Raw genomic sequence first — 21,967 nt, forward strand, 5'->3', positions numbered from 1 at the left:
TCAAAATTAGGGGGCGCTGAGTTGAAGGTTTACAAATTATGCTAAACGGATTAGCTTTATTGCATAAGCGTCTAAAAATAAGAGAGACAATGATGTTTAACTATGACACAAGGCGTGTCAAAAATAAGCTGCAACGTGACTATTGGCAGGATGCGATTAGTCAAGTATTTGTACCATTGACCTGTAATGTTTCTGTACAGCATGGCTTTTTTGGTGCTTTGTCTGCAAAACATATAGGCAATATTCAACTGGTTGAAATCAAAGGCTATGGTCAACATGTTGAACGGCATGCCTCCAATATTAGACATAGTCACCATGATGAGATTTTATTTATCTTCCTGATAGAAGGCCAAATGGGTGTTCAGTATCATGGTCGTGAACAATGCCTCAGCAAAGGGCAATTTATTTTTCATGATACCCAGCAGCCGTATGATTTGTATTTGAATGGACAATTCAATCAACTGGTTCTCATGTTCCCTCGTGAACAATTTCAACAGTATTTTGGGCGACCTGACCAGTTGTGCGGTCATGCTTTTGGTGATGGGCATCCACTGAAAATTTTATTATTAAATTACGCACATGATTTATTTTGGTTCCCTGAGCAGGCTTCAACAGAACTTCAGCAGGTGGTACTGCATAAATTTTTTGATTTACTCCGTTATGTGGTTCTTGATCAGATCAAAGACAAAACGCCTCGATCAAGTAGCCACAGCATGCTCGTACAGGTCAAGCATTTAATTCTGGAGCACTTAAACAATAGTGGGCTGAGTATTCATGATATTGCTCAAGATCTTCGTATTAGTTCGCGATATATCAGTAAACTTTTTCAACAGAACGAAACCACATTTGGCCGTTATGTGATGCAAAGTCGTCTGCAATTAGCCAAGAAGATGTTGATACAGACCAAGGAACATACGCATAAAATTAATCAAATTGCCTATCAATGTGGATTTGATGATATGTCGAAATTCTCACGTGAATTTAGAAAACATTATGGTATATCGCCGAGTATGATGCGTAAGATTAACTAAATAGAACTACAAAATAGTGAGAAGTAAAATTACCGATAAGATGAATGCTAAATTTTTCATTTTTAAGCCCACAAGTTTAAGGCCATAAGGTCAAAACTGAAATTTCATTCATGCGTTTCAGAGCAATTTTAGATGGCTTAAACGCACTTTAGCAGTGATTTTAAGCGCTGAATCAGATCATGTAAATTTCATATAATGATTAGATGAATTATTTTGATTTTTATAAGGCGTTATTAATCTTTATCAGCAATGCAAACCATAAAGCAATATTGTTTATAGGGGCAAAGTGGGTTGACTTGTTGTAGGATCCTTACTATAACTTATTTATAATAATTTTAGCGATACTAAAATAATGGAAAATAAATCAATCACATATAAAACTTTATGGGTCTTTGCACTCATTCTAAGTTTAGGATTCATTATCTCAGCAAGTGTCATGGGCTATGCACTTAAGCAGTTTAATGGTGAAAAAAATTCAATAGTGGTCAAAGGGTTGGCTGAAAAACCCATACAAGCAGATCTAGCGCGCTGGGAAATTCATCTGCAAACCAGTCGTGCTTCAGACAGTGTTTCAGCCGCCTATCAATTGTTGGATCAAGAAATAAAAGCACTACAAGATTTCTTTATTGAGCATGGATTTAAAGCAACAGAAATGAAACTGGGTAATAAAAGCTCTCAACCCTATTATGAAGAAGTGAATCAAGGTGAGGGAAAATTTACCCGCGAGTTTAGAGGCTATACTGCGATGCAATCGCTAGTGATAAATAGTCGTGATATTCAAAAGATTGAGAAAGCCGCAAAAGATGCGTATTTATTAGATGAAAAAGGCATCTCCATCGAGCAAAAACCGCAGTATTTGGTGTCGAATCTAGAAGAAATAAAAATGTCATTGATCGCCAATGCAACTAAAAATGCGCATAGCCGTGCCAATGAGTTTGCAAAAGTTGGTGGGGTAAAAGTCGGTGCAATGCGTTCTGCAAGTCAGGGTGCGTTTTATATTTTACCTGAAAGTGGTTCTGATGATGATAGCGATTATGGTGGTGCTTACGACAAAGCCACCATTAATAAAATTGCGCGGGTTGTGGTGACCATCAATTATGCGATTGATTGATACAGCATTTAAATTGATAAAAGTGCAGTGCTAAAAAATGGGAGCTAGACTCCCATTTTTTATATTCTTAAATCGCAAAATCAATCACAGCACGAATCACACCTAAACTTAGACCAATAAATGCACCCACCACAACACCATTAACACGGATCATATGTAAATCACCGCCTACCTCATTTTCAATCTTGGCGATCATTTCGGTAGAGTCCCATTCATGGATACGTTGACTAATAAACTTAATCACTTTCTCACTATATTGGTCACTTAAATTGATGGCAATTCCGCTGATTCGATCATTCAGCAATTCACGTACAGACTTATTTTGCATCAAGTTTTCACCCAGCTGTTGAATGGCGATACGTAAATTCATGGCAATACCTGAGTCTGCTTTAAGCAAGTCAGATTTAACCGCATCACATAAAATCACCACAGCACCAGTAATAAAGTTGAGTACTGGTTCGCTGTCTAAAAGGGCATTCTTGGTTTCATTTAAGCTTATGCTGGCATGACTATTGTTATCTGCTAGTTGTAGCATAAGTTCATGTGCAGCTTCTTCAATTTTTTGACGAATAGGATGCTCTTGATCAGCAAGCATGGATTCCACTTTTTCAATCACTGAATCAATGGTGCGTTGCTCAACATCAATCCCAATCCAGCTGGCACCTTTGGCAAGGCGTGAAACACCAAGCTCTTTAAACATGGTTTGGGTAATTTCACGGGTTTTTTCAGGATGGGTCATCATCCATTCATGGGCAATATCCAGTCCACGTTGTAATACATCTTGATGGAAATCATTTTCTAAAACCGCACGCAGCATTTCACTTGCCAATTGGTTCATGCGAGTATTTCGAACCCATTGCACACTGTTGTTTTGAATAAAGCGTCCAATTTGGTCTTGCCCGACAAATTCGAAAATTTTCGGAACCGTTTGTTGAATAACATCCACCACTTGACCGTTATTTTTAGGATTGGCCAGCCATTGACCCACAGCAAAACTAAGATCAATACTTTTTAAACTACGTTCAACAATTTGTGGAGAGAGAAAATTCTCTTGGACAAATTTACCCATTGATTCCGCAATACGTGCTTTATTACGTGGAATGATTTCGGTGTGATCTTTGAGGAATTTAGGAATGGGAATTTTCCCAAAGGGATTACGAAACAACACGGTAATCGCATACCAATCGGCTAAGCCACCGACCACGCCAGCTTCAGCACCCAGCATGAGAATATGAATAAACCAAGCATACTCAGGCATCAGTTTGGCGGAAATGATCAAAGCAAACCATGCGACAACAGCCACCACCAAGGCGATGGTCGCAAAGCGTTTGCTTCGATCTAAGTTTGGAATTTCATTGAGAACTTCACTTTGTTCAATTCCGCTCATTCATTTTCCTAAATCGATTTCTGCATTTTTATTTCGTTGATGTTACCGCATCAGGCTGTGGTTGCAGTACTTGTCCTGTCGGACTAACACCATATTTTTGTCCTAAAGATTGCAAAATCAGACGAGCGTCAAATGCATCATTTGGCGATGACTTTTTATCTTTATAACATTCTATCGTATAGGAAATTTGCACAGGGTCAATGGTCACCACTTGTGGCATATCATAAAATGGGTCATTCCAGAACACAGGATGACGACGATAGCCCCAGCCATATGGATAGTAGTTTGATGATGGGTAAACTACTGCTTTACGAGGCGGTTGCTGAGTGCGATTACTTGGATCATCTAAAACCTTGAAGTAAGTAAACCCATTTAAAAGCGTGGTTTGTGCGGCTTTGACAAGGTTAATTTCTTCAGCTGTTCCAAAACTCATATTGCTATTGCCTTGGAAGCTGATGCGATAGCTATGATCGTTAAGTGGAACCGTAGTGTATTGCCCAAGCTGGTCAAAGGTACGTGGTTTACTTGGTGTCGTCGCACAACCTGTGATGGTGAGCGCCGCTGCAATAGTTAGACCAATGAGTACTTTGTTCATGTGTCTCTCCTTTCCATTCTTCTGGATGGAATTTAATGAATTTATAATCCTCAGTATATTGTTCTAAATTGATGGACTGACAATGAATTTCAAGAAGAATTTTGTTAATTCAGGATGATACTCAACAAGATAAATGACTGTTCACGTAAAGTTTAAACAATAAGCACGGTATTATGCGTATTTGATCCATGATAAAAAATGAAGACTGTTGAGAGTAGAGTTGAATGAGTATTCAAATTAAAGGTTATATTGCAACAAGCGCAGATGGCTATATCGCAACACCAGATGGTTCTGTAGCGTTTTTAGCGCCATTTCAAAGTATTGACTGTGGATATGATGATTTTATCCAAGATATCGATATTGTGATTATGGGGCGTAAAACCTATGAAGTGATTTGTTCTTTTGCTGAGGCGTGGCCTTATCCAAATCAGAAAGGATTTATCGTCACTTCTAATCCTGATTTAGCTTTAACTCATGCCTCGCTTTCGCGGTGGAACTTAGGTGTGGATGAACTTGTTGAGCACCTTAAACAGAATTATAACGGCAATGTCTGGATTGTTGGTGGAACGCAATTGCAGAATACTTTTATTGAACAGAAGCTGCTCAATACTTTAGAAGTTTTTATCATGCCTGTTCTTCTTGGAAAGGGCATACCGCTATTTCCAAGTTTTGACTCGCATGAACAGCAGTTAAAGTCCATACATGCAGAAATGATTGAAAATACCATTATTAAACACAGCTATGTTTTCTAACGCTTGTTGTTTCTGATGGATCAGTATGCTTTGATGCGCTGGCCAAACAGCTTATGCAAAATATTTCTGCATAAGCTGTTTAGATAAAAATAAATAGGATTAAAAATGACTATTCGGCTGTTTTAAAAATTCAATTTCTTCTGCCGTTGAGCTTCGTCCTAAAATTTGATTGCGGTGAGGATAACGTCCAAAACGATCAATAATCACTTTATGCTTTTTCTCAAAATCTAAATTGAGTGGATTACCCAGTTCTTCAAAAAGTTGTAAAGCTTGGATATGGATAATTTTTGATTCACTATGCATAAATGGCATATACAGGAATGAACGCTGTTCGGGGCTTAATTGTTGATCTAAATTCAGCTGAATTGCTTCTTGTGCTAGCGCAAGTGCCAAGGCATCTTGTGCAAAAGATTCAGCATGATCTCGATACAAATTACGCGAGAATTGATCTAAAACAATAATTTCAGCCAAGCGACCTTCTGCTGTGGCACGCCAAGTCCATAGCTCACAATGTTTGGCTTGATCCAAGGTATGTGCAAATCGCTGGTGCAAAGTTTGATCGAATGCGTCACTTTTTGCGAACCAAAATGGTTGAGTTTCTTCACTAAACCAAAAATCGATAATTTCTTGATAATTCATAGTAGTTACAATTCTTTAGTGGTAATTTTTCTATAAAATCACAAATTTTAGATGTCTTGTAGAGGTAGTTTGTGTTAAAAACTTTTCCGAAATAAAGTGAATAATTCATTTAAAACAACGATGCTTATACGTGTATATCGATAAATAACGTTATACTGCGCGCATCAAAACATTTTATTTTAAAAAATTCTTTAAGATAAGCGAGTAAGTATGAGTCAACCCGAAACGATTTCCCAATCTTTAGTACCAAATTGGGTGGATTCTACCTTATTCAGAGGCATGTTACGTGGCATCGAACGTGAAAGCCTGCGTATGCAAAGTAATGGCTTTTTATCACAGGCTGATCATCCTCAGTCTTTAGGCTCAGCCCTAACACATCCGCATATCACCACAGATTATTCAGAAGCTTTGATGGAGTTTATTACACCTCCCAAAGAAAGCATTCCTGAAGCGTTAAGCTTTTTAACCGATGTACATGCTGTTGTGCATCGTCATTTAGAAAATGATGAAAAGCTGTGGACTTTGTCCATGCCATGTATGCTGGATGACAAAGAAGAAAATATCCGTTTGGCGCAATATGGCACATCCAATATTGGTCAATTCAAAACCTTATACCGCCATGGTCTCGGCATTCGTTATGGGCGCCGTATGCAGACGATTTCGGGTGTGCACTATAATGTGTCTTTCCCAGATGCGTTATTTGAACAATTACAACAACACGAAAGCAATGAAGCGCTTAAAGCCTTAAGCCTGCAAGATTATCGCAGTCATCGTTATCTTGGATTAATCCGTAACTTTATTCGTTTAACTCCTCTTGTGATGTATTTGGTAGGTGCCAGCCCTTCAGTTTGTAAATGCTTTATGACAGGCCGTGAACATCAATTGTTGCCTTTAATCAAAGGCACATTATTTCTACCTTATGCCACAGCATTGCGCATGGGGCGTTTTGGTTACCAAAATTCTGCACAAAAACAATTGGGTATTCATTACAACAATTTAGAAAGTTATGTGGCTGAATTACAAAAAGCGGTCAATTCACCTTATGCGCAGTTTAGTCATTTAGGTTTAAACGATGCCAATGGTCAGCCGATTCAAATTAATGATCACGTCTTACAAATTGAAAATGAATACTACAGCTTAGTCCGTCCAAAACAAGTGCCACAAGCAGGGGAAACGCCATCTCAGGCCTTGTCAAATCGTGGGATTGGCTATGTTGAATTACGCGCGGTAGATGTAAATCCATACAGTGCGATTGGCATTGATGAGGATACAGCAGGCTTCTTGGAAGTGGTTGCATTGTATTGCTTGCTTAAAGAAAGCCCAGATCTATGGGATGAAGAACAAGATATTATTGAGCAAAACCAGGCTGAAGTGGTCAATCGTGGTCGTGCGCCAAATGCAAAAATCATTGAAGCGGGTGTTGAATATCCATTACTTGAGTGGATTCAACAGCATGTCACCGCCATGCAACCACTTGCAGATCTACTCAACCAATCCTATGCCACAGATTTATATCGCCAAGCGTTGACGGTGATGCAAACACGTATTGATGATGTGGATGAAACGCTATCAGCGCATGTGATTGCCGATACTGTAGAGCAAGGTGGCACATGGAATTTTGGTGGCTATATGGCCAATCAACATATCCAAAGTTACGAACAACATGTATTAAGTCCGGAAACTTTAGCGTATTTTGAGGGGCTTACTCGAACATCTCTCGCAGAACAACAGCAACTTGAACAAAATACAAGTATAAGTTTCGAGGATTATCTGAGTAAATTTAGATAAAGCATTGATTAGATAATGAGGAAGTTCCATGCAATGGCGTAGTTATCGCTTCGTAAGTGGTCTTTTATTTTTGGCAAGTGTGATTGGTATGTCATTTGCGCTCTATTTAGAGCATGTACAAGGGCTTGAGCCATGTCCACTATGCGTATTTCAACGTATTGGATTGATTGGTCTAGGGCTAATTTCACTGATTGCCTTTTTGCATAACCCAAAAACAAATGTATTTAAACGCATTTATAGCGTTTTGGGTTTAGCTGCGATTTCTTGGTCAGTTGGTGTTGCCGCTCGTCATGTGTGGCTACAGAACCTACCCAAAGATCAGGTTCCAAGTTGTGGTCCCGGTCTGGACTATTGGGTCAACACTTTGCCTTTAAAGGCTGTGTTTGAAAATGTGCTTAAAGGTTCTGGCGAATGTGCCATGGTCGATTGGACTTTCTTAGGACAGTCTTTACCTGTTTGGTCATTACTGTTTTTCAGTGTATTGGCATTGATCAGTCTATGGCAGTTGTTTAGAAAGTACTAGTTTAAAAACATTAAGAGCCAGTCTAAACTGGCTCTTTTTCATATAAACTTCAATTATTTATAAATCAAGCAAAATCATGAAACATATAATAAATTTAGCCGGGATCGGCATACTGGTCTGTTTGGCTACAGCACAAGTCTCTGCAAAACCAGCCAGCAAAGTGGTCAGTAAAGATGTGTCTTGTCAGTTTAAATCTAAGTTTGACGACACCATTCCAGCCGATGTTTCCTATATCAAATTGGGTGCTCAGCCATTTAAAAAATTTATTGTCAATCCAGATTATTTTTCAAGTCGAATTGAAGACTGTCAATTACATGGTGGCAGATACTACGTATTGTCTGTATCGCAGAGCCATCCAGCAAGAACGCTTGCTCAGTCGCTGATTGAGGTGACGCAATTTGATTTAACAGGCAAAAAGCTCAGCCAAAAAATTTATAATAAAGCTTGGACTTGTGAATTAAAACAAGGTTTTATTGTAAAAAATCAACGCTTATTGATCGATACCCAATGTGCAGAAAAATCAAACTTTGATGAATATGGTGACATGATTGATCCTCAGCAGAACAAGTCTTATCAAATTGAAGTGAAATAGCAAAAAAAGCGGATTGAAGATCAGCCTTTTTTACAATTAGGTCTCAACAATGCCTTGCATACTTTCTAATTTAATCAAATATTTGCGAATTTGTTCTTCTGCCAATTCGTCATGGTGCGGATAAAACCATTTGGCAATTTGTTCCGAAACCAAAGGATGATATTGAATCTCAAGATGGTTTAAGCCATAAAACACAGCTTTATGCGATTCAGGTAATTTCAACTGGAAACGTGGGTTTGGGTGTTCACCCAAGGCACTTTTAACACTGACCAGATAGTCGCCAATCACTTTTAAGGTGCGGTTTTTGCGGTTTTCAAACTCCAAGGTACCTGCAATTAAAAAGGTATTGATATGCGATGGTAGCGGAGCTGGTTTACGGTTGTCATCCATCAAACCAATACGGGCATTGTTATGCTCCCAGTCATCATCTCGAACACTTCCATAACGCAAGTCTAAGATGCCATTACTGCGGATATTGACGATATGGCTGATCATTTTAACAATCGGGAAATTACCCACTTTCTCTTGCATGGCAAATCCAAAACGCTCTAATAACGCACCATGATGCGGAGAACCAATACAAACCAGATTCTCAACCATGTGGAACCACTGGTGCATGTTTTGTTTGCCATAGAACAGCGCACTGCGAGAAACCAAGCCACCCATACTGTGGCCAATTAAATCAATGCTGGTAATGCGAGGATTACGTTTGATTAAATCTTCTAAAAGATTTGCCAATGAGCGTCCATTGGCTGAAATTCTGCGTCCAGTATTGTAGTGAAAATACAACATGGTGTTGTGATCACGTTGCGCCAAGAGTTTCTCACCAATACCGCCATTGTTACGATTGGTCCAGTCTTGATAATTCATACATAAACCGTGAGAGAAAATCACCACACGGCCAGCCAAATCACCTTGCTGTAATGAACCATAATGATCATAAAGCACAGGTGACAGTGCGAGCGGATTATGAGTTGCCAACAAATAATCACCCAATACCCCATTTAAAACACTGACCAAAAAAGTCATATGAGAGGTCAATGGCTTATCATGTAAATTTGGGAAACGTTCAATGGTTTTACGTAAAATTGGGGCAATCAGGTGGCTACCATAATTTTGCAATGCGTGATAACCAAATTGATAGAATTTATCGACAATTGGGCGGGATTGGAATCGTTTGGCTTTTTGTTTACTTAAGCCAAAAATACTCAGCAACATTTCACGTTGAATCGACTGGATGAAGTCTTGAACCATGCCACTGAGTGGCGTACTCACTAACTGCGCTAAACCTTCTAATACGTCGGCCTGACTTGGAGGCGAACGATCCCACTTACAATAGGTTTCGTGTAAAGGGGTTAAGCTTGGCATTGTTATTTCCTCATCCATATTGATCTGGAACAAAGACTTTATTTTTGCTGTAGATCAATGTATAAATCCCTAGGCAATCATCTTATCTTGTTCATCCTGAACGCTATTTAAAATACCGATAATTGCGATTAAGTTTTAGTTTTTTGTCGGACAATTTCCTGACATATACAAATTAAAACAATAATGTGATTTGAATCACATTAAAAACTAAAACATTGGTGGTAAAAAAGCAAACTATTTTCAATGAATATTATTTATTTACATGGTTTTAAAAGTAGTCCTTTATCAATAAAAGGGCAACAACTAGATGATTATTGTCGATGTTATTCATCGCATAGTGTGCATTTGCCTGATTTAAACCAGCATCCGCAACTGGTTTTAGATCAAATTTCAGCGCTCATTGAAAAATTGCCTGATGTTGCACTGGTGGGGAGTAGCTTTGGTGGCTTTTATGCGACACAATTGGTCGCAAAATATGGTGTGCCTGCTGTTTTAATTAATCCAGCTATGCGACCATGGCAATTGTTCAGTAACTTATTTGGAATTGAACAGATTCCCTATAAGATCAATGAACAATGGACTTTAGATCGTTTACAACTTGACTATTTGGAAGCGATTGCCGTGCCATTTGTACAAGATGCAGACAAAATACTGGTCTTATTGCAACAAGGTGATGAAGTTTTAGATTATCGTGACGCTGAACGGTATTATAGTGCAGCTCCACACACATCATTGATCATGACAGAAATGCATGGTAATCATGCGATGGAAGATTTTGCAGATAAAATACCCATGATTCTGGAATTTTTATCATACTCCGTAAAATAAAAGGAAAAAACTCAACGTGTCTCAATATACGGCCCAATCACTTGAAGTATTATCTGGTCTAGATCCTGTACGTCGCCGTCCAGGTATGTATACCGATACCACTCGTCCAAACCATTTGGCGCAAGAAGTAATTGATAATGCTGTCGATGAGGCACTTGCAGGACATGCCAATAAAATTACTGTGACGGTATATAAAGATGGTTCGTTGTCGGTCGAAGACAATGGACGTGGTATGCCAGTCGATATTCATCCTGAATACGGACAAAGCGGGATTGAAATTATCCTAACGAAACTGCATGCGGGCGGTAAATTTAGCACCGATAACTATCAGTTTTCGGGCGGTTTGCATGGTGTCGGAATTTCCGTGGTCAATGCCTTGTCCGATCGTGTTGAAGTTGAAGTTCAACGCCACGGCAATCTTTATAAAATGGCGTTTGAACATGGTGAACCTGTTGCGCCTTTAGAGGTTTTGGAAGGCAAAGCGCCAAAACGTGCTACGGGGACAACAGTACATTTTTGGCCTGAAGCTAAATATTTTGACTCTCCTAAATTTGCTTTAAAAGCGTTAAAACATAATCTGAAAGCCAAAGCTGTATTGGCTGCTGGTCTACAAATTAATTATATTGACCAGATTAATGACGAAAAAATTGAATGGCAGTTTGAAAATGGTCTCGTCGACTATTTGATGGATGAATTACAAGATCGTGAAATCATTCCAGATCCTGCCTTTGTTGCAACAGGTGAAGCTGAACGTGCTAGTGCTGAGTTTGCAATTTGCTGGAATGCTGAGGGTGGTGAACAAATTCAGGAAAGTTATGTGAATTTGATCCCGACAGCACAAGGGGGAACCCATGTAAACGGGTTACGCTCAGGTGTTACCGATGCTATGCGTGAGTTTTGTGAGTTACGTAACTTGTTGCCACGTAATCTCAAATTGTCTGCTGAAGATGTTTGGGACGGGGTCAATTATATTCTGTCGCTTAAATTCCAAGAACCACAATTCTCAGGACAAACCAAAGAACGTCTTTCAAGCCGAGAAGCGTCCAACATTGTTTTAAATATTGCCAAAGATGCTTTTGCACTCTGGCTAAATCAAAACTCTGAAGTGGCCATGCAATTGGCTGAGATTGTGATTGCGAAAGCGGGTCGCCGTTTAAAAGCAGCTAAAAAAGTTGAACGTAAAAAGATTGTTGCCGGTCCAACCCTGCCCGGAAAATTGTCAGATTGCGTCGGTCATACCCTTGAAGAATCAGAACTGTTTATTGTCGAAGGTGACTCTGCGGGTGGTTCAGCAAAACAAGCCCGTGATAAAAACTTCCAAGCGATCATGCCGATTCGTGGGAAAATTTTAAATACTTGGGAAGTGTCTTCTGACGAGGTGTTGGCTTCTCAAGAAGTGCATAATATTGCGATTGCAATCGGTGTAGATCCCGGCAGTGATGATCTTTCAGAATTACGTTATGGCAAAATTTGTATCCTTGCCGATGCCGATTCAGATGGTTTACATATCGCGACCTTACTTTGTGCACTCTTCGTCAAGCATTTCCCTGCAATGGTCGATGCTGGGCACCTATATGTTGCAATGCCTCCATTGTTCCGTATCGATGATGCCAAAGATGTTTATTACGCGCTTGATAACGAAGAGTTAGAAGCTATCTTAAAGAGAGTTAAGTCTAAAAACCCGCAAATTACGCGATTTAAAGGTTTGGGTGAAATGAACGCCAGTCAATTGCGTGAAACCACCTTAGATCCAAATACACGCCGTTTGGTGCAGTTGGATTTGGACGACACGCATCACACAACAGGCTTACTGGACAAATTACTTGCTAAAAAAAGGTCAGGTGATCGTAAAGACTGGTTAGAGCAAAAAGGTAATTTAGCTGATTTGAGTGTTTGATTGCTGAACTTATGCATATTTAAAAAATGATGCCCCAGTGCATCATTTTTTTTGGTACCTCTTAAATATCGCATTGATGCAAACAGAATTATATTGATCGTAATACAAATTATTTCTGCATTATCTTTCTATTTTTTCTTCTATTCTTTTACCTTGACTCCATCCATCTCAAGGATTGGATCATCCTGTCAAAAGCGTTTGGTGCTGTAAAGCAGAATTTATCCCGAAAGCCCTAAAATTTAATTTTGGGTAAATTTTTTGCACTCTCATCGCTCATTTTAAACAAAAAAAATCGCACTTAATTTGACCAGTGTGGCTTTTAATCTCGCATTTTTACTTGCTAAGTGCTGGCTATATCCAGTGATTGAAAGGCATTTGATGCCTATCAATGTATCTTCAACTTATATAAAAATAATAGCAGCTAATATTTTGATTTTATTATATTTTATCAGGATAAATATTCAACGATACAATCACAAATTCTCCACTTGGCATAAAAATTGAATTAAGCCTGTCAGGTAAAAGCAAAATCGCGCATTCAAAAATGCACCAAAAGGTTTGGAGAGAAAAAGATGATGTTCCAACAAAAAATGTTTTCAAAAACACTTCTCGCTGTGGCAATGATGGGGAGCATTGCGCTGACAGCTTGCTCAAAGCCCGCAGATAAAACGGAAGCGAAACCCGCAGCAGAAAATAAATCGGCAACTGCCACAAGTGGCGACACAATTAAAGTGGGCATCTTGCATTCATTGTCTGGAACCATGGCAATCTCTGAAACATCGCTTAAAGATACGGCACTGATGGCAATCAATGAAATTAATGCCAAAGGTGGGGTGATGGGGAAAAAGCTTGAGCCTGTTGTCGTTGATCCTGCATCAGACTGGCCATTATTTGCTGAAAAAGCCCGCCAGTTAATAACTCAGGATAAAGTCGCTGTCATTTTTGGCTGCTGGACTTCAGTTTCTCGTAAATCAGTGTTACCGGTTGTAGAGGAGCTCAATGGTCTGTTGTTCTATCCAGTGCAATACGAAGGCCAAGAACAGTCTAAGAATATTTTCTATACAGGTGCAGCGCCTAACCAACAGGCGATTCCTGCCGTTGAATACTTAATGGGTGAAGAGGGAGGTAAGGCGCAACGTTTTGTCCTATTAGGTACCGACTATGTTTACCCGCGAACCACCAACAAAATTTTACGTGCATTCTTAAAGTCTAAAGGTGTTGCCGATGCAGACATCATGGAAGAATACACACCATTTGGACACAGTAATTATCAAACCATCGTCGGCAATATTAAGAAATTCGCTGCGGGTAAAAAGACTGCGGTTATTTCCACCATCAATGGCGATTCTAACGTACCGTTCTATCGTGAATTGGGTAACCAAGGCATAAAAGCTTCGGATATTCCTGTGATGGCTTTTTCAGTCGGTGAAGAAGAATTACGCGGGATCGACACCAAACCACTGGTCGGGCATTTGGCATCTTGGAACTACTTCATGTCTGTGAAGAATCCAGTGAATACCGAATTCGTCAATAAGATGAAGCAATACGCAGTGGAATATAAGCTACCCAATGCCAGTAAATTGGTGACCAATGACCCAATGGAAGCCACCTACGTTGGTATCAATATGTGGAAACAAGCCGTTGAAAAAGCGGGAACAACGGATGTGGACAAAGTCCGTGAAGCGATGGCGGGTCAAAGCTTTAAAGCACCGTCAGGCTATACCTTAAGTATGGATGCTACTAATCATCACTTACATAAGCCAGTGATGATTGGACAAATTCGTGGTGATGGGCAATTTGATGTGGTTTACAAGAGCCCGCAACCGATCAAAGCGGAACCATGGAGCCCGTACATTCCTAAATAAAGACTTTACGACCCCAAAAGCCCGCTATATGCATAGTGGGCTTAACTGATGACTCAACTTTAAAGGTCATTGTATTTAAACAAAAATAGGGGGAGTTGCACATGTCACTTAGACTGAAACTCGCAGCACTTTTTTTTACGATCTCTCAATTCTTTCTTATTCAACAGATTTTTGCTGAATCTGTGCATAGCGCGCAATCGTCATCCGCTCAGCCAGCGGCAAGTCATGATGATGCCATTCAAGAATTTGTACGTGCAGATTTTGCAAAGCGCCGAGCGATGCTGAATCAATGGCCAGCAAGTATAGACGAGCTTGATAAGCTGGTGGCCTATGTCGAAAACGACGAGCTTTATACTGACAGTTCGGGCAATACCTACATCATGAAAGCTGGCGATAAACTGTTCAGTTATCCAGATGAACAGGCAATTACTGATTGGCCAGGTGATTTAAATCAAGTAATGCTGGTCAACACTTTGCATAAAGCCTTGAGCTTTGGTCAGGCGAAGATCAAGTTACAGTCCCCAGATGCATCACAGCGATTGGCTGCGATTGATATCTTGGAGAATAATTTAGATGAACTGGATATCAAGGTCATCAACCAGCTTTATCTCAATGAAAAAAATAATAAAGTGAAGGCACGTTTAGCCCAGTTAAAAGCACGAATTGATTTTAATAGTCCAGATACGCTCACCAAAATTCAGGCGGTTAAAACGCTAAAAGATTCTAGTCGTCCTGATGTTCTGGCGATCATCGAACAAGTGCTAACACAGCCAAACTTAAATCCAGAATTAAAGGCTGCATTGGTTAGTGCGCAAAGTAGTATTAAAACCCGCATTCAAGCCAGTGAATGGACAGGACATGTTTTTTCAGGCCTCAGTACCGCAAGTATTTTATTGCTCGCAGCATTAGGACTGGCGATTACTTATGGCTTACTCGGTGTGATCAATATGGCACATGGCGAGTTGATCATGATCGGTGCTTATACCACTTATGTGGTGCAAAGCTTCTTTAAAACCCATATGGGTGCTTATGTGGATTGGTACCTGATTGCAGCAATTCCAGCAGCATTTTTAGTCAGTGCTTTGATTGGCATGTTGATAGAACGAACCGTGATTCGCCCGTTGTATGGCCGTCAGTTAGAAACCCTGTTGGCGACCTTTGGTGTCAGCCTTATTTTGATGCAATTGGTACGGATGATTTTTGGTGCGCAGAATGTGGAAGTATCAAATATTTCATGGCTGTCAGGCGGGATTTCGCTTACACCTAGTTTGATGCTGCCGTATAACCGTATCGCGATCATCGTCTTCACCATCGCTGTATTACTTTTATTGGTTTACCTGCTTAATAAAACCCGATTTGGTCTATTCGTCCGTGCAGTCACGCAAAACCGTCAGATGGCACGTGCTGTCGGTATTCGCTCTGCACGAATCGATATGATGGCCTTTGGATTGGGTTCAGGACTTGCAGGGCTGGCAGGTTGTGCCTTGGCACAAGTCGGCAATGTCGGACCTGACCTAGGGCAAAACTATATTATTGATGCTTTCCTTGTGGTTGTAGTGGGTGGTGTTGGTCAAGTTTGGGGTGCTGTGCTTGCCGCATTAGGTTTAGGCGTGAGTGGAACAATTCTCGAAATTGGTATGGGCGCAGTGCTCGCCAAAATTATTCTCTTGGTTCTTGTGATTCTGTTTATTCAAAAACGCCCACAAGGTTTATTCGCTATCAAAGGTCGTTTTGTGGAGTAAGCCTATGAAAATCACATCATTACTTTCAGATAAACCCTATAGTGCAATCGCCATTGCTGTATGTTTCGCTGTGATGCTGATTCTGCCGTGGTTTCATGTGTTGCCACAAGATTCCGCTCTACACCTCTCTGCATACTGGGTGACTTTGATTGGCAAAATCATGTGTCTCGCCTTGGTTGCACTAGCTTTGGATCTGGTCTGGGGTTATGCCGGCATCCTGAGCCTAGGGCATGGATTATATTTTGCTTTGGGTGGTTATGCTTTTGGTATGTACCTGATGCGAGAGTCAGCAGGCGAGCAATTGCCTGACTTTATGCGCTTTCTCAGTTGGACTGAGCTGCCTTGGTATTGGGTCGGAACCCAGCATTTCTTATGGGCTTTGGCTTTGGTGATTTTGGTACCAGGCGTGATTGCCTTTATCTTTGGATTCTTTGCATTCCGTTCCAAAATTAAAGGTGTGTACTTTTCGATTATCACCCAAGCCATGACTTTTGCTGCTGCACTGTTGTTCTTCCGCAATGAAACAGGTTTTGGTGGGAACAATGGCTTTACTGGATTTAAAACCATTCTTGGGATGGATATTACCTCTGCTTCTATGCGAGCAACATTGTGTTTCCTTACGGCCTTAGTGTTGTTACTGAGCTTTATCGGCTTACGTAGTTTAATGAATAAGCCTTATGGTCGAGTGTTGGGAGCAATCCGTGATAGTGAAAACCGTTTGCAATATTTAGGCTATCGAACCCTGTGGTACAAACTCTCAGCATGGGTCCTTTCAGCGGTGATTGCCGGAATTGCAGGTGCCTTGTATGTCCCACAAGCAGGCATCATTAACCCAAGCGAAATGAATCCTGTGAATTCGATTGAAATGGCGGTTTGGGTTGCAGCAGGTGGTCGTGGCACATTGATTGGCCCAATTCTAGGTGCAGGTCTGATCAATGGAGTTAAAACCTATTTTACCGTTGCATATCCTGAAATATGGTTATTGATCCTTGGTGCATTATTTATCGTTGTAACCATCTTCCTCCCTAAAGGGGTGATTGGATTGCTTGAGCGCTTTAAAAAGGAAGATCACTAATGTCAGAGCTATTGTCAGATTTGGGCTTAAATTCGCAACATGGTGGTCAAATCGGTGAGGGCTATGGTCGTCCTAAAGCTGAAGGTGCCGATTTCAGCCATGGTATTGCACTTTACTTAGAAAAAGTCAGTGTATGGTTTGATTCTTTCCGCGCTTTAAATGATTTGTCTCTTTACATTGAAGAAGGGGAGTTGCGCTGCATTATTGGGCCAAATGGTGCGGGAAAAACCACGCTGATGGATGTGATCACTGGTAAAACACGTCCTACCGAAGGTTCTGCCTTTTTTGGTCAAAACTATGATCTTGCCAAAATGAGTACTGAACAAATTGCAGAAGCGGGGATTGGTCGTAAGTTTCAAAAACCGACAGTATTTGAAAATTTTACAGTGATGGAAAATCTGCTCCTTGCTGCACCAAAAGACAAAACCGTGAAAAAAAGTTTTTTTAGCAAGCTAAGTCCCGATGCACAGTTGGCTTTGGATGAGTCGTTGCAACAGATTCGTTTACAAGAGTTTATTCAAAAGCCTGCGGGATTGTTATCACATGGTCAAAAGCAGTGGCTAGAAATTGGCATGCTGTTGATGCAACGACCTAAACTGATTTTGTTGGATGAGCCTGTAGCGGGAATGACCGATGCTGAAACTGAACGCACAGCAGAGTTATGTTTGGAATTAAAAAAGAATCATACCTTGGTTGTGGTCGAGCATGATATGAGCTTTATCGACACCATCAGTGAGAAAGTTACTGTGCTTGCACAAGGTGCCATTCTTGCAGAAGGAACCTTGGCGGAAGTACAAGCCAATGAAGATGTGATTGAAAAATATTTGGGACGTTAAGGGGAGCAATATGCTAGAAATAAAAGACGTCAATCAATTTTATGGGGGCAGTCACATTCTCCGTGATGTGACTTTAACTGCGCCGATTGGTGAGTGTTCTGTAGTTTTAGGACGGAATGGTGTGGGTAAAACCACCTTATTAAAATGTTTGATGGGAATTTTACCGATTAAGTCTGGGCAAATCTTATTGGATGGCAAAGACATTGCTAAAATGAGCCCTGAACAGCGTGTACGCGCGGGTTTGGCTTATGTTCCTCAAGGGCGTGATATTTTCTCAACCCTGACTGTAGAGGAAAATATTTTGATCGGCATGGCAAAATTTTCAGGTGCAAAAACCCGTAAAGTTCCTGAGCACTTATATGAAATTTTTCCTGTCTTAGACGAAATGAAACATCGCCGTGGCGGTGATTTATCGGGTGGGCAGCAACAGCAATTAGCCATTGCACGTGCTTTAGCCTCCGAACCGAAAGTTTTGATTTTAGATGAGCCGACCGAAGGAATTCAGCCTTCGATTATCAAAGACATTGGTCGAGTGATTCGTAAATTGGCTGATGGTGGCGAAATGGCGATTGTACTGGTCGAGCAATTTTATGATTTTGCTGAGGAATTGGCAGATAACTATACCGTCATGGCACGTGGACAAGTGGTGGCTCAAGGCATCGGTGAAGAAATGCCTGAAAAGGGGATTCGTGATTTAGTGGCGATTTAACAGAATCGTAAAAACATTTTGTTCACCTCCCTGAGTCAAGGGAGGTGTGGTTAAACCCTATATTATTGAGGCTCAACTTTCTGATAAGAGCCTGTTGATGAAACATTCATCCCAAAACCACAATCGGCTTGTTCATTTAATTCTTCCACTTCAATAAAATTGCCTAAAGAGGCGTTATAAGTGAAATTGATGTCAATTTGACAATTTTCAAAATGATAGCTTGCTTTCTTGGTATGAAGAGGCATTTCTGTTTCAAACTCGCCAATATTTGGACCATAAATTAGGCTTCGAGCACCCATCCATAGACCAGTGAATTGAATGAGATATTTCTGATCACGTTTTTTAATGGTGATATTGTTCCATTCGCCAAAACCTGCATAACTGGCATATTCTCCTGTTAAGTCATTGTTTGGTTTTGGTGTTACTAACTTTTTTAAATTAAATTGACTGGTTTTTGTGGGTTTAATTTGAAACCACGCTCTTGCCCATAAGGGTTGATTGAGTTTGCTATACGTTAAACCCACATTATTATTGGCAATGTCGATGTCATTATCTGAAACCCGAATGCCAGTGTCTTCTTCACCCACAGACTGACAAAAAGCACTCCAAGATGCTTGTCTTTGAAACTGATCAAGCGCTTTTTTATAGTTTTTCTGGTCGTAAAATTTTTGTCCCAATTTACGATATTGACTGAGTTTGGCACAACCCTGTTTTATATTTTGTTCATCGTAGTCAGCAGCATGGCTTGCTGTATTAAGTATCAATGCAAATGGTGCCAATAGACTGATTATCATTTTATTCATCGATATTCGCTCTGAAGTTCAGCAATATTGTTTATGGTTATACAACAGATTTTAAAAAAGCGACAAAAAATTTTTACGACGGATGCTGTATAAATACTGCTCTATTTTAATCAAAATTTAATTGCATCAACACCAAATCACGCCACTTCCCAAATTTTTGCCCGACTTGTGGCATGTAACCTGTTTGTTTAAATCCGAGTTGTTGGTGTAGATAAATCGAACCAGTATTTTCGTGGTCAATTGCAGCAACCATAACGTGGATATTGTGCTGTTGAGCATGTTCAATCAATTTCAGCATTAAGCGTTTACCGAGCCCTTGTCGAGTAAATTTTGGGTCGATATAAACAGAGTGCTCAACGGTATATAGATAACCGTTGATTGCTCTAAAGCTTGCATAATCGGCATAGCCTGCAATGGCATGAGTTGCTGTTTCTTCAGCAACAAAAACTGGAAATTGCTGTTGTTGTAATTCTAGAAACCATTGCTGGTAATCTGCGAAAGTCTTTAATTGGCTGTTCCATGTTGCTAAACCTGTTGCAATTTCATGATTATAAATACGCATAATCTCAGTTAGGTCAGAAGCTTGAGCAGGGCGGATCTGAAAATTCATGGATACAGGTCAATGGAAAATTGATAGGGGTATTCTAAAAAGAATTATTTTTAAGGGCAATAAAAAAAGCAAAACCGAAGTTTTGCTTTCTGATCAATGGATTTAGCTCAGTCTTAGAAATGATACTTGATTAAAGCACTGACATTATTTTCGTCTTTGCCTGGAACACCATATTTGTTGTGCCATACAGAGTGTTCAACACCAAGATATAGACGCGTATCTGGAGAAATGTGTTTACCCGCATTCCATTTCCATTGTGTCGTCCAGTTCAACTCACTTGAGTGAGAAACTTGATCTTTTTCTGCAGTTGACCAATCAAGGAAACCATCTACAAGGAATTCTTCAGATGCAATTTTAAATGGAATTCCATAAGTAAATGTCAATTGATAGTCATCTTCTTGGATTTCATTATTGGCACGGTAGAAATTTAATTGCGCATATTGAAAATAAGGAATGGCTAAATCAACACCAACACCGTATAGGTAGTTGTTCATGTCTTTACCACCTTCCCAAGTGGTCGCGATTAATACGTCTTTAATTGGGCCTAATTCAAGTTTTTTCCCAGAAACAGCACCTAAGCTAAGACGTGGAGAAACCTCAAAATAAGTATCCGACTGACCATCACTGTTGGTACGGTCAGCAAAAGCAAAGAAATCACCGTATTTAAGTTTTGCAGCATACTCAAAAGTGATGGTAGATTGTTTCTCATCTGGCGTTAATTCATAGTTTTCACCATAAAGACCAGTAATACTAAAATCTTGCCAAACAGGCGCAGCTTGAGCCAAAGTTGCAGTTGAAGCGATTGCGCAGATAGCCGCAATTTGTGTAAGTTTCATGAATTCTTCCTTTCCCCCAAGAAAAGCGCTTCAAGAATACAGATTCTTAAATAAAAATAAAGCGAAAATTAGATGGAATGAAAATAAATATGTAAACATCAATAGGTGAAATGTTTTAAAACGTGAGTCGCATATTTAAAGCAAAGATTTAAAATTTATATCGATTAGAAGCTTAAGAATTAAACATAGTTGATGTTTTTAGTTGGAATTAGTCATTAAAAAATCAATTAAATCATTTAATTATAAAGTAACGTAACAAGATGTCATTTTTCATATTCTTTTCATAAAAAAGTTAAAAATCTACTTGCATATTTTCCAATATGGCCTGATATTGAATGTATAAGAACACCTATCTGCAGATCGTTAAAAGTGTTCATCTTTGCAATAGAGGAGTTACGGTTCCAATTTATTGTAGGTGAAAAGCTGTCTTATACAGCAGGCGCAAAGTGTGCCGTAAATATAAGTTTTGCACTCGTTTTTTGATTAGAAAGAGGATGTTTTTTATGAATATAGAAATCCGTACAGATAAAAATATTAGAAATAGTGATCGTTTAATTACTTACGTACGCGATGAGCTAAATCAAGAATTCCAACGTCATAGCGAACGTATTACCCAGTTTTCAGTTCATATCAGTGATGAGAACGGTGACAAAGGTGGGGCGGATGATATCCAGTGTATGATTGAGGTCAAAGCAGCGGGTTTGAAGCCAGTCGTGGTAAAACATCGAGCGAAAAACATTGATCTTTCATTACACGGTGCGATAGATCGCGTAAAGCGTAGCCTAGAGCACGTATTAGAGAAAATTGAAAATCCACGTGGTGGAAAACTAGAACTTGCTGATGCAGATGAAGCATGATCTGATAAAAAGCCCTTCGGGGCTTTTTTATGGTCTTCAATTTTATTGTTCTAAAAGAGTTATGGATTGTCTTCTTTGTCATAAATGAACAATAAATGCCATTTATAAAATAAAAGCGACACG

General features: G+C 39.8%; 21 protein-coding genes. 14 read left to right on the forward strand and 7 right to left on the reverse strand.

The features are described 5' to 3' along the window. Window positions 1-89 precede the first annotated feature (89 nt). A complete protein-coding gene (locus tag ACZ5QH_RS00590; protein ID WP_303576971.1) occupies window positions 90-1,031 on the forward strand; it encodes a helix-turn-helix domain-containing protein in 942 nt (313 codons plus the stop codon). A 352-nt stretch (window positions 1,032-1,383) separates the two neighbouring features. Continuing rightward, window positions 1,384-2,142 carry an SIMPL domain-containing protein gene (locus tag ACZ5QH_RS00595; RefSeq protein ID WP_034611176.1) on the forward strand — a complete coding sequence of 253 codons (759 nt, stop codon included), beginning with the start codon at window positions 1,384-1,386 and terminating at the stop codon, window positions 2,140-2,142. 67 nt (window positions 2,143-2,209) lie between these two features. Here the strand turns inward: ACZ5QH_RS00595 and ACZ5QH_RS00600 are convergent, their stop codons facing one another. Beyond that, on the reverse strand, window positions 2,210-3,529 hold the full coding sequence (locus tag ACZ5QH_RS00600; RefSeq protein WP_270383131.1) for a DUF445 domain-containing protein: 1,320 nt from the start codon (window positions 3,527-3,529) through the stop codon (window positions 2,210-2,212). A gap of 28 nt (window positions 3,530-3,557) precedes the next feature. Next, window positions 3,558-4,124, reverse strand: coding sequence for a CC0125/CC1285 family lipoprotein (locus tag ACZ5QH_RS00605; RefSeq protein ID WP_004718687.1), 567 nt, complete (start codon window positions 4,122-4,124; stop codon window positions 3,558-3,560). Between the two features lie 224 nt (window positions 4,125-4,348). Between ACZ5QH_RS00605 and ACZ5QH_RS00610 the strand changes: the two genes are divergently transcribed. Beyond that, the gene (locus ACZ5QH_RS00610) at window positions 4,349-4,876 is read left to right on the forward strand and encodes a dihydrofolate reductase family protein (RefSeq protein ID WP_105713911.1); all 528 of its coding nucleotides are present in this window, start codon (window positions 4,349-4,351) and stop codon (window positions 4,874-4,876) included. 99 nt (window positions 4,877-4,975) lie between these two features. Here the strand turns inward: ACZ5QH_RS00610 and ACZ5QH_RS00615 are convergent, their stop codons facing one another. Continuing rightward, complete coding sequence (locus tag ACZ5QH_RS00615) at window positions 4,976-5,515, reverse strand: DUF924 family protein (RefSeq protein WP_004718682.1); 540 nt, start codon at window positions 5,513-5,515, stop codon at window positions 4,976-4,978. Between the two features lie 210 nt (window positions 5,516-5,725). Here ACZ5QH_RS00615 and gshA point away from each other — a divergent pair, with 210 nt between their 5' ends. The 3 genes from gshA (at window position 5,726) to ACZ5QH_RS00630 (ending at window position 8,418) form a co-directional block, all read left to right on the forward strand. Further along, a complete protein-coding gene (gene gshA / locus ACZ5QH_RS00620; protein ID WP_004718681.1) occupies window positions 5,726-7,303 on the forward strand; it encodes a glutamate--cysteine ligase in 1,578 nt (525 codons plus the stop codon). Window positions 7,304-7,331: 28 nt separating this feature from the next. Then, on the forward strand, window positions 7,332-7,826 hold the full coding sequence (locus ACZ5QH_RS00625) for a disulfide bond formation protein B (protein ID WP_004818338.1): 495 nt from the start codon (window positions 7,332-7,334) through the stop codon (window positions 7,824-7,826). Between the two features lie 76 nt (window positions 7,827-7,902). Then, on the forward strand, window positions 7,903-8,418 hold the full coding sequence (locus tag ACZ5QH_RS00630; protein WP_004818339.1) for a hypothetical protein: 516 nt from the start codon (window positions 7,903-7,905) through the stop codon (window positions 8,416-8,418). Window positions 8,419-8,454: 36 nt separating this feature from the next. On the opposite strand, the gene ACZ5QH_RS00635 is transcribed toward ACZ5QH_RS00630, so the two are convergent. Beyond that, the gene (locus ACZ5QH_RS00635) at window positions 8,455-9,786 is read right to left on the reverse strand and encodes a PGAP1-like alpha/beta domain-containing protein (RefSeq protein ID WP_004818342.1); all 1,332 of its coding nucleotides are present in this window, start codon (window positions 9,784-9,786) and stop codon (window positions 8,455-8,457) included. A gap of 243 nt (window positions 9,787-10,029) precedes the next feature. Here ACZ5QH_RS00635 and ACZ5QH_RS00640 point away from each other — a divergent pair, with 243 nt between their 5' ends. The 7 genes from ACZ5QH_RS00640 to urtE all read left to right on the forward strand — a co-directional run bounded on the left by ACZ5QH_RS00640 (window position 10,030) and on the right by urtE (window position 18,738). After that, window positions 10,030-10,614, forward strand: coding sequence for a YqiA/YcfP family alpha/beta fold hydrolase (locus ACZ5QH_RS00640; RefSeq protein WP_151957493.1), 585 nt, complete (start codon window positions 10,030-10,032; stop codon window positions 10,612-10,614). A 16-nt stretch (window positions 10,615-10,630) separates the two neighbouring features. Beyond that, a complete protein-coding gene (parE, locus tag ACZ5QH_RS00645) occupies window positions 10,631-12,511 on the forward strand; it encodes a DNA topoisomerase IV subunit B (RefSeq protein ID WP_004718669.1) in 1,881 nt (626 codons plus the stop codon). Between the two features lie 575 nt (window positions 12,512-13,086). Beyond that, on the forward strand, window positions 13,087-14,376 hold the full coding sequence (gene urtA, locus ACZ5QH_RS00650; protein WP_151802412.1) for an urea ABC transporter substrate-binding protein: 1,290 nt from the start codon (window positions 13,087-13,089) through the stop codon (window positions 14,374-14,376). A gap of 101 nt (window positions 14,377-14,477) precedes the next feature. After that, window positions 14,478-16,118: an urea ABC transporter permease subunit UrtB gene (gene urtB, locus ACZ5QH_RS00655; protein ID WP_303576970.1), complete on the forward strand. Its 1,641-nt coding sequence runs from the start codon at window positions 14,478-14,480 to the stop codon at window positions 16,116-16,118. Window positions 16,119-16,122: 4 nt separating this feature from the next. Beyond that, the gene (gene urtC / locus ACZ5QH_RS00660; protein WP_004718664.1) at window positions 16,123-17,193 is read left to right on the forward strand and encodes an urea ABC transporter permease subunit UrtC; all 1,071 of its coding nucleotides are present in this window, start codon (window positions 16,123-16,125) and stop codon (window positions 17,191-17,193) included. After that, complete coding sequence (gene urtD / locus ACZ5QH_RS00665) at window positions 17,193-18,029, forward strand: urea ABC transporter ATP-binding protein UrtD (protein ID WP_004718659.1); 837 nt, start codon at window positions 17,193-17,195, stop codon at window positions 18,027-18,029. Before urtC ends, urtD begins: the two co-directional genes overlap by 1 nt. 10 nt (window positions 18,030-18,039) lie before the next feature. Further along, the gene (urtE, locus tag ACZ5QH_RS00670) at window positions 18,040-18,738 is read left to right on the forward strand and encodes an urea ABC transporter ATP-binding subunit UrtE (protein WP_056517139.1); all 699 of its coding nucleotides are present in this window, start codon (window positions 18,040-18,042) and stop codon (window positions 18,736-18,738) included. A 62-nt stretch (window positions 18,739-18,800) separates the two neighbouring features. Here the strand turns inward: urtE and ACZ5QH_RS00675 are convergent, their stop codons facing one another. The 3 genes from ACZ5QH_RS00675 to ACZ5QH_RS00685 all read right to left on the reverse strand — a co-directional run bounded on the left by ACZ5QH_RS00675 (window position 18,801) and on the right by ACZ5QH_RS00685 (window position 20,987). Then, a complete protein-coding gene (locus ACZ5QH_RS00675; protein ID WP_303576969.1) occupies window positions 18,801-19,541 on the reverse strand; it encodes a hypothetical protein in 741 nt (246 codons plus the stop codon). A gap of 106 nt (window positions 19,542-19,647) precedes the next feature. Continuing rightward, a complete protein-coding gene (locus ACZ5QH_RS00680; RefSeq protein WP_303576968.1) occupies window positions 19,648-20,151 on the reverse strand; it encodes a GNAT family N-acetyltransferase in 504 nt (167 codons plus the stop codon). 113 nt (window positions 20,152-20,264) lie between these two features. Next, window positions 20,265-20,987 (reverse strand): outer membrane protein OmpK, encoded by a 723-nt coding sequence (locus ACZ5QH_RS00685; RefSeq protein ID WP_239046670.1) that lies wholly within the window; start codon window positions 20,985-20,987, stop codon window positions 20,265-20,267. A gap of 503 nt (window positions 20,988-21,490) precedes the next feature. Here ACZ5QH_RS00685 and ACZ5QH_RS00690 point away from each other — a divergent pair. Further along, window positions 21,491-21,844, forward strand: coding sequence for an HPF/RaiA family ribosome-associated protein (locus tag ACZ5QH_RS00690; protein WP_004718651.1), 354 nt, complete (start codon window positions 21,491-21,493; stop codon window positions 21,842-21,844). Window positions 21,845-21,967: the final 123 nt, after the last annotated feature.

Source organism: Acinetobacter sp. Ac8 (assembly GCF_055392545.1).

Excerpts from the sequence above, each read along its gene's own strand:
- ACZ5QH_RS00675 (WP_303576969.1), bottom strand. The coding sequence starts at position 19,541 with ATGAATAAAATGATAATCAGTCTATTGGCACCATTTGCATTGATACTT.
- ACZ5QH_RS00690 (WP_004718651.1), top strand. The coding sequence starts at position 21,491 with ATGAATATAGAAATCCGTACAGATAAAAATATTAGAAATAGTGATCGT.
- gshA (WP_004718681.1), top strand. The coding sequence starts at position 5,726 with ATGAGTCAACCCGAAACGATTTCCCAATCTTTAGTACCAAATTGGGTG.
- ACZ5QH_RS00635 (WP_004818342.1), bottom strand. The coding sequence starts at position 9,786 with ATGCCAAGCTTAACCCCTTTACACGAAACCTATTGTAAGTGGGATCGT.
- urtA (WP_151802412.1), top strand. The coding sequence starts at position 13,087 with ATGTTCCAACAAAAAATGTTTTCAAAAACACTTCTCGCTGTGGCAATG.
- ACZ5QH_RS00685 (WP_239046670.1), bottom strand. The coding sequence starts at position 20,987 with ATGAAACTTACACAAATTGCGGCTATCTGCGCAATCGCTTCAACTGCA.
- urtB (WP_303576970.1), top strand. The coding sequence starts at position 14,478 with ATGTCACTTAGACTGAAACTCGCAGCACTTTTTTTTACGATCTCTCAA.
- ACZ5QH_RS00625 (WP_004818338.1), top strand. The coding sequence starts at position 7,332 with ATGCAATGGCGTAGTTATCGCTTCGTAAGTGGTCTTTTATTTTTGGCA.
- ACZ5QH_RS00595 (WP_034611176.1), top strand. The coding sequence starts at position 1,384 with ATGGAAAATAAATCAATCACATATAAAACTTTATGGGTCTTTGCACTC.
- urtD (WP_004718659.1), top strand. The coding sequence starts at position 17,193 with ATGTCAGAGCTATTGTCAGATTTGGGCTTAAATTCGCAACATGGTGGT.
- ACZ5QH_RS00610 (WP_105713911.1), top strand. The coding sequence starts at position 4,349 with ATGAGTATTCAAATTAAAGGTTATATTGCAACAAGCGCAGATGGCTAT.
- urtE (WP_056517139.1), top strand. The coding sequence starts at position 18,040 with ATGCTAGAAATAAAAGACGTCAATCAATTTTATGGGGGCAGTCACATT.
- urtC (WP_004718664.1), top strand. The coding sequence starts at position 16,123 with ATGAAAATCACATCATTACTTTCAGATAAACCCTATAGTGCAATCGCC.
- ACZ5QH_RS00640 (WP_151957493.1), top strand. The coding sequence starts at position 10,030 with ATGAATATTATTTATTTACATGGTTTTAAAAGTAGTCCTTTATCAATA.
- ACZ5QH_RS00605 (WP_004718687.1), bottom strand. The coding sequence starts at position 4,124 with ATGAACAAAGTACTCATTGGTCTAACTATTGCAGCGGCGCTCACCATC.
- ACZ5QH_RS00600 (WP_270383131.1), bottom strand. The coding sequence starts at position 3,529 with ATGAGCGGAATTGAACAAAGTGAAGTTCTCAATGAAATTCCAAACTTA.
- ACZ5QH_RS00590 (WP_303576971.1), top strand. The coding sequence starts at position 90 with ATGATGTTTAACTATGACACAAGGCGTGTCAAAAATAAGCTGCAACGT.
- ACZ5QH_RS00680 (WP_303576968.1), bottom strand. The coding sequence starts at position 20,151 with ATGAATTTTCAGATCCGCCCTGCTCAAGCTTCTGACCTAACTGAGATT.
- ACZ5QH_RS00615 (WP_004718682.1), bottom strand. The coding sequence starts at position 5,515 with ATGAATTATCAAGAAATTATCGATTTTTGGTTTAGTGAAGAAACTCAA.
- ACZ5QH_RS00630 (WP_004818339.1), top strand. The coding sequence starts at position 7,903 with ATGAAACATATAATAAATTTAGCCGGGATCGGCATACTGGTCTGTTTG.